General features: G+C 68.3%; 10 protein-coding genes. 4 read left to right on the top strand and 6 right to left on the bottom strand.

Annotated features, from left to right (window positions below; all coding sequences use genetic code 11):
• Nucleotides 1-4: 4 nt before the first annotated feature.
• Together eno and H289_RS0102175 are read right to left on the bottom strand one after the other, a co-directional pair.
• Complete coding sequence (eno, locus tag H289_RS0102180) at nt 5-1,294, bottom strand: phosphopyruvate hydratase (RefSeq protein ID WP_020099115.1); 1,290 nt, start codon at nt 1,292-1,294, stop codon at nt 5-7.
• Nucleotides 1,295-1,391: 97 nt separating this feature from the next.
• Nucleotides 1,392-2,117 (bottom strand): lytic transglycosylase domain-containing protein, encoded by a 726-nt coding sequence (locus H289_RS0102175; protein WP_036419939.1) that lies wholly within the window; start codon nt 2,115-2,117, stop codon nt 1,392-1,394.
• A gap of 194 nt (nt 2,118-2,311) precedes the next feature.
• Here H289_RS0102175 and efeU point away from each other — a divergent pair, with 194 nt between their 5' ends.
• Genes efeU through efeB form a run of 3 tightly spaced genes read left to right on the top strand, consistent with a single transcriptional unit; the run spans nt 2,312 to nt 5,665 of the window.
• Complete coding sequence (gene efeU / locus H289_RS29495; protein WP_020099113.1) at nt 2,312-3,208, top strand: iron uptake transporter permease EfeU; 897 nt, start codon at nt 2,312-2,314, stop codon at nt 3,206-3,208.
• Entirely contained in the window at nt 3,205-4,365 is a 1,161-nt protein-coding gene (efeO, locus tag H289_RS0102165) for an iron uptake system protein EfeO (protein WP_020099112.1), read from the top strand. The genes efeU and efeO overlap by 4 nt, the downstream gene beginning before the upstream one ends.
• Nucleotides 4,366-4,393: 28 nt before the next feature.
• Entirely contained in the window at nt 4,394-5,665 is a 1,272-nt protein-coding gene (gene efeB, locus H289_RS0102160; RefSeq protein WP_036420024.1) for an iron uptake transporter deferrochelatase/peroxidase subunit, read from the top strand.
• Here efeB and H289_RS29490 read toward each other — a convergent pair.
• Nucleotides 5,638-5,925 (bottom strand): hypothetical protein, encoded by a 288-nt coding sequence (locus H289_RS29490; RefSeq protein ID WP_020099110.1) that lies wholly within the window; start codon nt 5,923-5,925, stop codon nt 5,638-5,640. The two genes, efeB and H289_RS29490, sit on opposite strands and share 28 nt — an antisense overlap.
• A 95-nt stretch (nt 5,926-6,020) precedes the next feature.
• The gene (locus tag H289_RS0102150) at nt 6,021-6,971 is read right to left on the bottom strand and encodes an AraC family transcriptional regulator (RefSeq protein WP_020099109.1); all 951 of its coding nucleotides are present in this window, start codon (nt 6,969-6,971) and stop codon (nt 6,021-6,023) included.
• Between the two features lie 34 nt (nt 6,972-7,005).
• Between H289_RS0102150 and H289_RS0102145 the strand changes: the two genes are divergently transcribed.
• A complete protein-coding gene (locus H289_RS0102145; RefSeq protein WP_020099108.1) occupies nt 7,006-7,698 on the top strand; it encodes an alpha/beta hydrolase in 693 nt (230 codons plus the stop codon).
• Here the strand turns inward: H289_RS0102145 and H289_RS0102140 are convergent.
• Both H289_RS0102140 and mfd read right to left on the bottom strand, forming a co-directional pair.
• The gene (locus tag H289_RS0102140) at nt 7,686-8,645 is read right to left on the bottom strand and encodes a nucleoside triphosphate pyrophosphohydrolase (RefSeq protein WP_020099107.1); all 960 of its coding nucleotides are present in this window, start codon (nt 8,643-8,645) and stop codon (nt 7,686-7,688) included. The two genes, H289_RS0102145 and H289_RS0102140, sit on opposite strands and share 13 nt — an antisense overlap.
• Nucleotides 8,642-12,292, bottom strand: coding sequence for a transcription-repair coupling factor (gene mfd / locus H289_RS0102135; protein ID WP_020099106.1), 3,651 nt, complete (start codon nt 12,290-12,292; stop codon nt 8,642-8,644). Before mfd ends, H289_RS0102140 begins: the two co-directional genes overlap by 4 nt.
• Nucleotides 12,293-12,312 lie beyond the last annotated feature (20 nt).

Below are 12,312 nucleotides of genomic sequence, written 5' to 3'. Positions count from 1 at the left end.
GAAACTACTTGGCTTCCACCGCAAAACGCGGGAACGCCAGGTCGCCGGCGTACCGCGCGGCGTCGCCCAGGGTCTCCTCGATGCGGAGCAGCTGGTTGTACTTGGCGACGCGCTCGCTGCGGGCCGGGGCACCGGTCTTGATCTGGCCACAGCTGCAGGCGACGGCCAGGTCGGCGATGGTGGTGTCCTCGGTCTCGCCACTGCGGTGGCTCATCATCGACTTGTAGCCGGCGGCGTGCGCCAGGGCGACGGCGTCCAGCGTCTCGGTGAGCGTGCCGATCTGGTTGACCTTCACCAGCAGCGCGTTGGCGGCGCCCTTCTCGATGCCTTCTTCCAGCCGCTCCGGGTTGGTGACGAACAGGTCGTCACCGACGAGCTGGACGCGGTCACCGATGGCGTTGGTCAGCGCGACCCAGCCGTCCCAGTCGTCCTCCGACAGCGGGTCCTCGATGGACACCAGCGGGAACGCATCGAGCAGCGAGGCGTAGAACTCGGCCATCTGCTCGGCGGTACGGGTCTGCTTCTCGAAGGCGTAACCGGTTCCGTCGGTGTAGAACTCGGTGGCCGCGACGTCCAGGGCCAGCGCCACGTCGCTGCCCAGCTTGAGGCCGGTGGCGTCGATGGCGGTGCTGATGAGCTCGAGCGCGGCGTGGGTGCCGGCGACGTCGGGCGCGAAACCGCCCTCGTCACCGAGGCCCGTCGCCAGGCCCTGCTTCTTGAGCACCGACTTGAGCGAGTGGTAGACCTCGGCGCCCCAGCGCAGCGATTCCTTGAACGTGGGGGCACCGATCGGGGCGACCATGAACTCCTGGACATCGACACCGGTGTCGGCGTGCGCGCCACCGTTGAGGATGTTCATCATCGGCACCGGCAGGATGTGGGCGTTCGGGCCGCCGATGTAGCGGAACAGCGGCAGGCCGGCGGAGTCGGCGGCGGCCTTGGCCACGGCCAGCGAGACGCCGAGGATGGCGTTGGCGCCGAGGCGCGACTTGTCCGGGGTGCCGTCCAGGTCCAGCAGGGCCTGGTCGATGATGCGCTGGTCGTCGGCGGCCTGGCCGATGACGGCGGGGGCGATCTCGTCGAGCACGGCCTCGACGGCCTTCTCGACGCCCTTGCCGAGGTAGCGGGCGCCGCCGTCGCGCAGCTCGACAGCCTCGTGCTCACCGGTCGACGCACCCGACGGCACCGCCGCGCGCGCGAAGGTTCCATCGGTCAGAGCGACCTCGACCTCGACCGTCGGATTTCCCCGAGAGTCGAGAATCTCGCGGGCTCCGACCTGTTCGATGATTGGCACTTGGGTCTCCCTCTGGCGTCACGGACTCGTGCGAACGCCCATCAGCCTAAACGGTGCCCGTAGTAGAAGTGCGGCAGCTACCGGTACCTATCGCAACCTATCGCTGGTGCCCGTTGGCGTACGCCGTCGCCCAGTCCCGCACGGCGCGGGCGTAGTCGTCGGACAGGTTGTAGGCGTGCAGCGCGTCCATCCAGCCGTGCGGGCTGGACAGATCCTTGCCGCGGTAGCAGAGATAGCCCGCCGCAGACAGCGCCGCGTCGTCGATGTTGTCGGGGCTGGCGAAGCCCGTGTTGTTTGCGTCGACGCCGTACAAGCGCCAGGTATCCGGGATGAACTGCATGGGCCCCATGGCGCGGTCGACGGCGTCATCGCTGTCCATGCCGCCGGAGTCGGTGTCCGGAATCCGCAGGTTGTTCATGGTGCCGTCGAGTGGCACGCCGCGGATCGGGGGCGTGACGTCGCCGTTCGGGGCGATGGTCGCGCCGCGGTAGGTGCCGTGGTGGCTCTCGACCATGCCGATGCCTGCCAGCGTCGTCCACGCGATGTGGCACTTGGGGTTCTCGACCTCGGCCACGCGCGCGGCGTACCCGTAGGCCTCCAGCGCCATGACCGGAATGCCGAGTGGCGGTGCCAGATGCTCGGCCCAGTCACGCAGCTGATCGGCGCCGCGGCCCTTCACATGGGTGTTGATCGGGGGCACCGCGGGCCCGGGCGGCGGCGGCACTCCGCGCAGGTAGCCGGGCTGAAATGAGCAGCTCGAGGCCATCAGGAGCGCCGTCGCGGAGACAACAGCGCTCGCCCGCAGCCAACGCGCTCGCAACACCGGTACTCCCCTATACCCAGAGATTCTCGACGGATTCGTCGTCCCGCCATCGTCGCATGCCGAGCTGAGTGCACTCCGAAGCGCAAGCTTTCCGGCGCGACGGTACGACGGTCGCCCATCCGCTGATAAGGTTGGCTTGCCTTCCTTTGGCAAGGCAAACCTGTGTTGCCGATTAGTCTATCTAAGGATTGCGAATGACCACCACTTTCGCGGTCTCGACAGCGCTGGTCGCCGCGGGCCCCGGCATTTCCTCACAGCTATTTGGCAGCTTGCTGATCGGGCTCCGTGAAGGCCTCGAAACTGCGATTGTCGTCACCATCCTCATCGCCTTCCTCGTGAAGTCCGACCGCCGTGACGCCCTCAAGTGGGTCTGGCTCGGGGTCGCGGGCGCCATCGCGATGACCATCGGCGTCTTCCTGTCCATCCAGCTCAGCGAGAACACCATCTCCGGCCTGGCAGCTGAGGCCATCGCCGGCGTCGCGTCCCTGGTCGCGGTGATCATCGTCACGACCATGGTGCTGTGGATGCGAAAGGCCGCCGCGACCATCTCCGGCGAGCTGCGCAGCGATATGGCGCGCGCCCTGGAGACCGGCGGGATTGCCGTCGCCACCCTGGCCTTCCTGGCCGTCGGTCGCGAGGGCGTCGAGACGGCGCTGTTCATGGTCGGCTACGCCAACGCGTCGACCGCGTGGCCGTTGGCCGGACTCGTGATCGGCCTGCTGATCGCCATCGCCTTCGCGTACGCGATGTACGTCGGCTCGCTGAAAATCAACCTGGCCAAATTCTTCAAGTACACCGGCGCCTTCCTGGTCGTCGTCGCCGCCGGCATCCTGTCCTACGGCATCGGCGCGCTGCAGACCGTCGGCTGGCTGCCCGGTCTGGGCGCCAAGGCCTTCGACCTGACCGGCACATTCAACTGGTCAGCCTGGTACGGCCAGGTGATCCAGGGCGTCTTCAATGTCAGCCCGACCCCGACCATCCTGCAGTTCGTCTGCTGGCTGGCCTACCTGCTGATCGTCCTGACGCTGTTCCTGCGACCCGTCGCAGCCAAACCCGCCCCTGCTGCCACCCTCGAAAGGTCCGCCAAGTGAATCTCGCCGCCCTCAACGTCAAGACCGGCGTAGCTGCCTCGGTAGCCCTGCTCGCCGGCCTGACCGCGGTCTCCGCGTGCACCTCCAAGTCGGACGAGAACAAGTCCGCCTCGGGCGAGATCACCGTGACCGCCACCGACAACGCCTGCAAGCTGTCGGCGACGTCGGCCAAGACGGGCGCGAGCACGTTCGTCGTCACCAACAACGGCACCAAGGTCACCGAGTTCTACGTCTACGGCCCCGGCGACAAGGTCATGGGCGAGATCGAGAACGTCTCCCCCGGCCTGCAGCGCAAGCTGATCGTGCAGCTGCCCGAAGCCGGCACCTACAAGACCGCGTGCAAGCCGGGCATGGTCGGCGACGGCATCCGTGGTGACTTCACCGTCACCGGCGACACCGTCAAGATCGACGACACGGGCAAGTTCAAGGCCGCCGCGGACTTCTACAAGAAGTACGTCGTCGAGCAGACCACCGCCCTCGTGCCCGCCACCGAGGCGTTCGCCGCCGCCGTGAAGAAGGGCGACGTCCCCGCCGCCAAGGCGCAGTACCCGAAGGCCCGCACGTTCTACGAGCGCATCGAGCCGGTCGCCGAGTCGTTCCCCAACGACCTGGACCCGCGGATCGACCTCCGGGAAGCCGACGTGAAACCGGGCGACAAGTGGACCGGTTTCCACCGTCTCGAGAAGGAGCTGTGGGTCACCGGCCTACAGCCCGACAGCGGCGCCGTGGCCGACCAGCTGGTCGCCGACGTCAAGGAGCTCGACGCGGGCGTCAAGGATCCGAAGTGGACCATCGACTCCACCAAGATCGCCGGTGGCGCGCAGGGTCTGCTGGACGAGATCGCCAAGACCAAGATCAGCGGAGAGGAAGACATCTTCAGCCACACCGACCTCTGGGACTTCCAGGCCAACATCGAGGGCTCGCGCACCGCGGTCGGCTCCGTCGACCCGATCCTCGACGAGCGCAACCCGCAGCTGGGCAAGGACGTCGAGGCGGCCTTCGAGAAGGTCCAGCAGCTGCTCGACAAGTACCGCGAGGGCGACGGCTTCATCTCCTACGACAAGGTGACCGAGCCGCAGCGGCAAGAACTTTCGCAAGCGATCGACGCGTTGAGCAAGGAGGTCAGCGAGGTGCAGGGTGTCGTCGCCAAGCAGTGAGCCGCAGCCGGCAGCCGCTGAGCCCACCGTGACCGCGTCCGGAGGGCTCAGCCGGCGCAAGCTCTTCGGCGCTGCCGGGGTGACGGCCGCCGTCGTCGGCGCCGCCGCCACCGGTGCGCTGGCCGGCCGCTCCTCCGCAGCCGTCGTCGAGGACAGCCTGGGTAAGCCGGTGCCGTTCCGCGGCACTCACCAGGCCGGCATCGTCACCGCGGCGCAGGACCGCATGCACTTCGCCACCTTCGACGTCACGACGGACAAGAAGGCCGACGTCGTGGCGATGCTGAAGAAGTGGACCGAGATGGCCGAGCGCATGACGCTCGGCGAAGAGGCCGTCGCCCACGGGGCCATCGGACTCAATCCTTACGCCCCGCCGGCGGATACCGGTGAGGCCCTTGGCCTTTCGCCCTCGGCGTTGACGCTGACCATCGGCTTCGGCCCGGGCTTCTTCCGCAAGGACGGCAAGGACCGGTTCGGCATCGACGCTCAGCGACCGGCGCATCTGGTGGACCTGCCCAAGTTCCGCAACGAGAAGCTGGACCCGGCCCGCTGTGGCGGCGACATCGTCGTGCAGGCCTGCGCCAATGATCCGCAGGTCGCCGTACACGCCATCCGCAACCTGGCGCGCGTCGGCTTCGGCACCGTCGCGGTGCGGTACTCGCAGCTCGGGTTCGGCCGCACGTCGTCGACCACGCGGAACCAGTCCACACCGCGAAACCTGTTCGGGTTCAAGGACGGAACCAACAATCTCAAGGCCGAGGACACGTCGGCCATCGACAAGCACGTCTGGGTCGCGAATGGCGACGGACCGGCCTGGATGACGGGCGGGTCGTATCTGATCAGCCGGCGCATCCGGATGCTCATCGAATCGTGGGACCGCACGGTACTGGCCGAGCAGGAGCGGGTGATCGGCCGCCAGAAGGGCAGCGGTGCCCCGAACGGGTACACCGACGAGTTCACCCCGCTCGACTTCGAGAGCAAGGGCGCCGACGGCGCCCCACTGATCGACGTCGACTCGCACGTGCGGCTGGCCTCCCCCGAAGCCAACAACGGCGCCCAGATTCTGCGCCGCGGCTACAACTTCACCGACGGCTCAGACGGTTTCGGCCACCTGGATGCGGGTCTGTTCTTCATCGCGTTCGTCCGCAACCCGGCCGAGTCGTTCATCCCGATGCAGACCAAGTTGTCCGACAACGACGCCCTGAACGAATACATCACGCACACCGGCAGCGGCATCTTCGCCTGCCCGCCGGGTGTGCGTGATGGTTCGTCGGACTACTGGGGGTCGACGCTGCTCGGCTGAGCGCCGGGCTGGTCGGCGGTGCGGTAGCGGTTGTAGAACGCGGACGACGCGAGCGCTGCCGCGGCACCGATGACGCCCCACAGTGCGATCTGGAAGACCAGCGAGCCGAACAGGAAGTCGTAGGTCATGGTCAGGTACAGCGACCAGGCGACGCGGTAGCCCGACCAGAAGGCCAACAGGCCGGTGCTGATCGCGATGATCAGGCTCTGCTGACGGTCGAAGCGGTTGACGTGCTGTTCGATGGCGGCGGGGAGCTTCATGGTGATTCCTTCCTCAGGTTGCTCGGACGCTCGTTGTCGGCGTCGTTGGAGCAATCACACCGGGGCCGGCCGGCTACCGATCCCAAGTTCACGAGTCAGTCCGCGCGGCCGACGGTGTTGCGCCAGCGCAGCGGCGGGGCCCCGAACCGTCGGCTGAACGCCCGGCTGAAGCCCGCCTCGGAGGTGTAACCCACTGCCGCCGCGATGGCGGCGACCGACGCGGTATCGGTCCGCAACAACTGCGCCGCCCGGTCGAGCCTGCGGTCGATGAGGTAGCCGGCGGGCGGACACCCCAGCAGGCGGGTGAACCGCTCGGCGAACGCGGTCCGTGACAGGTTGGCCATCTGGGCGAGTTCGGCGACCGACCACGGCCGCGCCAGGTCCTGGTGAACAGCCGAAAGCACTTGGCCCAGTACCGGATCCAGCGCCGCAGTCAGCCAGCCCGACGGCGCGGCGGCGTCGCGCGACCAGGCCCGCAGGGTGTGGATGAACAGCAGGTCCAGGATGCGCGAGATCATCACCGCCGAGCCGGGCCGCGGCGCCGCGACCTCTGCCACCAGCAGCCGCAGGCTGACCTCCAGCCACTCCCGATCGACGCCGCCACCGGACACCACGATGGCCGGGGGCAGCACCGACAACAGCGGATCAGCGACGGCGTCGTCGACCGCGAACGTCCCGGTCACCCAGCGCGGCGAATCCTGTTGCGGGAGTTCGCCTTCGTCGGTGTAGCGGTCGGCATCGACGGTTTCACGGACCGGCACACTCGGGCCCGCCTGCAGCTGGTGCCGGTCACCCCGGGCCAGCAGCACGAGGTCACCGTCGTGCAGGGTGATCGCCGGACCGCCATCGCTCACCCGGAGCCGGACGTCGCCGTGCTCGACGATATGCAGCAGTCGTTGCCCGGGCATCGCGATGGTGAACGGCACGGAACGGGGTGCATAACGAACGACGTCCTGACCGCGCAGCCGTACGGTGTCGAGGATCTCGGAGAACGCATCCGCTCCAGATGCCGGTGAATCGGCAAAGTTTGACGCCGTATCGGTCATTGAACTTGCCTCATCGTCCAAATACTGTCACCGCATGACCGAAAAACCAACAGTCGTCCTCGTCCACGGATTCTGGGGCGGCGCGGCCCACTGGGCCAACGTGATCGTCGAACTGAACCGGCGCGGCTACTCGTCGCTGCGCGCGGTGGAGAACCCGCTGACGTCGCTGGCCGACGACGCTGAACGCACCCGCAAGATGGTCAGTCAGGTCGACGGACCCGTCGTTCTGGTCGGGCACTCGTACGGTGGCGCCGTCATCACCGAAGCCGGCGACCTGCCCAATGTGACGGCCCTGGTCTATATCGCGGCCTTCGCACCGGACGCCGGCGAGAGCCCGGGCGGAATCACGCAAGAGATGCCGCCCGCGGCGGCAGCCAACCTCGCACCCGATTCAGACGGCTACCTGTGGGTCCTCCAGGACAAGTTCCACGAGAGCTTCTGTCAGGACCTGTCCGACGATGACGCCCTCGTCATGGCCGTGACCCAAAAGGCCCCGCTGGCATCGACTTTCGGCGACACGGTGACCGCACCGGCCTGGCGGGTCAAGCCGTCGTGGTACCAAGTCTCGACGCAGGACCGTATGATCCACCCCGACAACGAACGCCGCATGGCGGAGCGGATCAACCCGCGCAAGATCATCGAACTGAACGCCAGCCACGCGTCGCTGGCTTCGCAGGCAGTGGCCGTGGCCGACCTGATCGACGAGGCCGCGACTCAGTCGGCCTGAGCCGGCCAGTGCTCCCGCCACTCATCCTCTGACACGGCACCCAGCGGTGCCGCGTCCAACTCCACCGCCACTTCGTCGCCGCGGCGGGCGGCGACGATGCGGCGCTCGGTCTCGCGCACGGTATCGATGAATTCCAGAGCCACTGTGCGCAAGGCACTTTCGGCGTCGAAGTCGGGCGCCAGGGTCACCGAGGTGAGTCCGGCCGGAAGCAGATCGGACGGCAAACCGGCAGTGCCGGCCCGTTCGATCAGCTTCTGCGCCAGGGCCAGCGCCGGCAGCGCCGTCGGCACCTCGTCCATGCACGAAATGCGGGGCGACGCCTTCGCCCGCATTTCCAAAGCCTTGCGCTCTTCCCACTGGGCGATCTGGTCTTCCAGCGAAATCTCTTGCCCGGCAAGCACTGCCGGCACACGATTGCCCAGCTTGCGAATCAGGGTGTCAGCCACGTCGTCGATGCCGAACGGGTGCAGCGGCGCGTCTTCGGCGATGCGCGCGTGAAACAGCACCTGCAGCAAGACATCTCCGAGTTCCTCGCGGACGTCGTCGGCGTTGCCGCCCCGCACCGCGTCGAACAGCTCGTAGGTCTCCTCCAGCAGGTACCGGCGCAGCGAGTCGTGCGTCTGCTCGCTCTCCCACGGACCGTTGGTGCGCAGCTTGTCCATCATCGTGACGGCGTCGATGAGCCGCTCGCCCGGTTGCGCACCGTCCGCGGCGATCAGCTTCTCGCCGGCCGCGAGCCGGGCCCGCACCTGCGGATGTTCCGGGTCGGAGGACAGCAGCACCGGTGCCGGATTGTCGGCGTCACCGTAGGCCGGCCGGCCCGACGGCAACGACCATGGCACCTTGATCGGCAGTTCCTCGGTGTACTGCACGTCGCCGGTGAGCAGCCCCAGCGCGTCGATCGGCATCAGCGAGGGGCGGCGCGGATCGACCAGGACGACCGTCATGCGCGATCCGCCTCTCCCACCGCACTACCTCCCAGGTCGGTTATATCAACTTCACCTGCCGCTTTCCCGTCGAGCACCAGCAGCAGACCGGCTACCGCGCGGGCCAACTCCAGGTCACGGATGCGGGGTGCGCCGACCCCGGCGCCGGCCCGCGGGATCGGGATCTGCACCGTCGACGTGGTGGCCCGGTACGTCGCGCCGGGATACATCCGCTTGAGCCGCAGCTGCCCGGAGTCCATGAGCGTCAGGGGCGTCAAGCGGATGGTCGAGTCCGAGATCGCGCTCACCTCGGTGACGCCGTACTCGCGGCACAGCAGCCGCAGACGCGCCACCGCGACGAGCCGCTGCGCGGGTTCGGGCAGCGGTCCGTAGCGGTCCACCAACTCCTCGACGACGGACGCCACCGCCGCGTGGTCGGACGCCGCGGCCAACCGGCGGTAGGCCTCGAGCCGTAGCCGGTCGCTGCCGATGTAGTCCGGCGGCAGGTGCGCATCGATCGGCAGGTCGACCCGCACCTCCTTCGGCTCCTCCACCGCCGCAATGGTTTTCCCATCGACCGCGGCGCGGTAGGCCTCCACGGCCTCGCCGACCAGCCGGACATACAAGTCGAAGCCGACGCCCGCGACGTGTCCGGACTGCTCGACACCCAGGACGTTGCCCGCCCCGCGAATCTCGAGGTCCTTCATCGCCACGGCCATGCCGGCGCCCAGATCGTTGTTCTGCGCGATGGTGGCCAGCCGGTCGTGCGCGGTCTCGGTGAGCGGAACCTCAGGCGGGTACAGGAAATACGCGTAGCCGCGCTCGCGGCTGCGGCCCACCCGGCCACGCAGCTGGTGCAGCTGCGACAGACCGAAGGTGTCGGCGCGCTCCACGATCAGCGTGTTGGCGTTCGAGATATCAAGGCCCGTCTCGACGATCGTGGTGCAGACCAGGATGTCGTAGTCGCGGTTCCAGAAGCCCTCGACGGTCTTCTCCAGCAACTCCTCGGGCATCTGCCCGTGTGCCACCACGACGCGCGCCTCCGGCACCAGCTGGCGCACCCGGGCGGCGGCGCTGTCGATCGACTTCACCCGGTTGTGGATGTAGAACGCCTGCCCATCACGCAACAGCTCGCGCCGCAGGGCCGCGGCGACCTGCTTATCGTCATGCGGCCCAACGTAAGTCAGCACCGGGAAGCGTTCCTCGGGCGGCGTCAGAATCGTCGACATCTCCCGGATGCCGGCCAGGCTCATCTCCAGGGTGCGCGGGATCGGGGTCGCGCTCATGGTCAACACGTCGACGTGGGTGCGCATCGACTTGATGTGCTCCTTGTGCTCGACGCCGAACCGCTGCTCCTCGTCGACGATCACCAGACCCAGGTCTTTCCACGTGACGCCCGTCGCCAGCAACCGGTGCGTGCCGATCACCACGTCGACCGAGCCGTCCTTCAAACCCTCGATCACCAAACGGGATTCAGCCGGATCGGTGAAGCGGGACAGGCCCTTGACCGTCACCGGGAAGCCGGCCATGCGCGCGGTGAAGGTCTGCAGGTGCTGGTCTGCCAGCAGCGTCGTCGGCACCAGGACCGCGACCTGCTTGCCGTCCTGCACGGCCTTGAACGCCGCGCGCACCGCGATCTCGGTCTTGCCGTAGCCGACGTCACCGCAGATGACCCGGTCCATCGGAACCGGTTTCTCCATGTCGGCCTTGACCTCGGTGATGGCGGTCAACTGGTCCATGGTCTCGGTGAAGCCGAACGCGTCTTCCATCTCGGCCTGCCACGGGGTGTCCGGGGCGAAGGCATGCCCCGGCGCGGACTGCCGCTTGGCATACAGCGAGACCAGCTCACCAGCGATCTCACGAACGGCCTTGCGCGCCTTGGTCTTCGTGTTGGTCCAGTCGCTGCCGCCGAGCCGGCTCAGCGTGGGCTCGGTGCCGCCGACGTATCGGGACAGCTGGTCCAGCGAATCCATCGGCACGTACAGCCGGTCGGACCCGCCGCCACGTTTGGCCGATGCGTACTCCAGGACCAGATACTCACGCCGCGCGCCACCGACCACGCGCTCGGTCATCTCGACGAACTTGCCGATGCCGTGCTGGTCGTGCACCACCAGGTCGCCGGCCGTCAACGCCAGCGGATCGACGACGTTACGCCGTTTGGCGGCAAGCCTTTTGCCCTCGGTGGCCCCGGCCCGGTTACCCGTCAGGTCGGTCTCGGTGATGATCACGAGGTTGACGCCGGACAGCACCAGACCGTCGTGCAGCGGGCCCTTGAGCACGCCGACGACACCGGGCTTCGGCACCTCGCCGGGCTCCAACATCGTTGCGGCGACATCGGATTCACCGAGCTGCTCGACGACGCGGTGCGCGGTACCGGTGCCCGGGGTCACCACCGCGGCGAGCCCGCCGGTGGCGATGTGTGCCCGCAGCATCGCGAAGATCTCTTCGAGGCTCTGCTGACTGCGCGCCGACGGCGCCGGCCGGATGTCGAGCTCCTGCGCCGACTCGTTGGCCAACTGGCTCAGCGTCCACCACGGATGGCCGCCGGCGGCCGCCGCCTCGCGGATCTCCGCGAAGTCCCGGAAACCCGAACCACCAAGTTGCTCAATGTCGATCGGTGCGTCACCGCCCACGGCGGCCACCGACCACGAGGCCTCCAGGAACTCGCGGCCGGTCTTGATCAGATCGGCGGCGCGGGTGCGCACCTTCTCCGGATCGCAGATCAGCAGCGGCGCACCGGCCGGGAGCCGATCGGTGAGCAGCGCCAGCTCGCCGGGGCGCAACACCGGCAGCAGCGCCTCCATGCCGTCGACCGGAATGCCTTCGGCGAGCTTGGCCATCATGTCCGCGATGCTGCCGGTGACCTGGTTGTCGCTACTGGGCAGATCCGCGCCGATCTCGGCGGCGCGGTCGCGGACGTCCGCGGTCAGCAGCAGTTCACGGCAGGGCATCGCGATCACGGTGTCGACGGCGATCTCGGGGATGGACCGCTGGTCGGCCACCGAGAACATCCGCATCTCGGTGACCTCGTCGCCCCAGAACTCGACACGCACGGGGTGCTCGGCGGTCGGCGTGAAGACGTCGAGAATGCCTCCGCGGACGGCGAATTCGCCGCGCTTGCCCACCATGTCGACGCGCGTGTAGGCCAGTTCGACCAGCCGCGCCACGGTGTCGTCGAAGTCCGCTTCACCGCCGATGGTCAGCGTCACGGGTTCGGCGTCGGTCACGCCGCCGGCCAGCGGCTGCAGCAGTGACCGGGCCGTCGTGACCACCACGCGCAGCGGCGGGCCGAGGCGGGCGTCGTCGGGCCGCGCCAGCCGGCGCAGCACCGTCAGCCGGGCACCCACGGTGTCCACGCCGGGCGAGAGCCGCTCGTGCGGCAGCGTCTCCCACGACGGGAACAGCGCCACGGCGTCGCCGTGGACGGCCCGCAGTTCGGCGGCGAGGTCGTCGGCCTCGCGACCGGTGGCCGTGACGACGAGCACCGGGCCGGCGGCGGCCAGCGCGGCCGCGACCGGGAGCCGCGCGCTGACCGGGCCCACCAGAGCCTGCTCAGCGACACCCTCGGCGGCCTGCCGCGTCAATTCCTGCAGGCCAGGATCGGTGAGTGCGAGTTGGACGAGCCCCGCCAACGGGGTTTGGATCGATTGCTGCCCCGGGGAGGTCATGATGCCTCCGATTGTAGTTC

This window comes from Mycobacterium sp. 360MFTsu5.1 (assembly GCF_000383495.1).
GTDB lineage: Bacteria > Actinomycetota > Actinomycetes > Mycobacteriales > Mycobacteriaceae > Mycobacterium > Mycobacterium mucogenicum_B.
This window is presented reverse-complemented; position numbering and strand designations above follow the sequence as displayed.

What these genes read in the sequence shown, in the direction of transcription:
- efeU (WP_020099113.1), top strand. Translation starts at nt 2,312, where the DNA reads ATGACCACCACTTTCGCGGTCTCGACAGCGCTGGTCGCCGCGGGCCCC.
- H289_RS29490 (WP_020099110.1), bottom strand. Translation starts at nt 5,925, where the DNA reads ATGAAGCTCCCCGCCGCCATCGAACAGCACGTCAACCGCTTCGACCGT.
- H289_RS0102150 (WP_020099109.1), bottom strand. Translation starts at nt 6,971, where the DNA reads ATGACCGATACGGCGTCAAACTTTGCCGATTCACCGGCATCTGGAGCG.
- H289_RS0102145 (WP_020099108.1), top strand. Translation starts at nt 7,006, where the DNA reads ATGACCGAAAAACCAACAGTCGTCCTCGTCCACGGATTCTGGGGCGGC.
- H289_RS0102140 (WP_020099107.1), bottom strand. Translation starts at nt 8,645, where the DNA reads ATGACGGTCGTCCTGGTCGATCCGCGCCGCCCCTCGCTGATGCCGATC.
- mfd (WP_020099106.1), bottom strand. Translation starts at nt 12,292, where the DNA reads ATGACCTCCCCGGGGCAGCAATCGATCCAAACCCCGTTGGCGGGGCTC.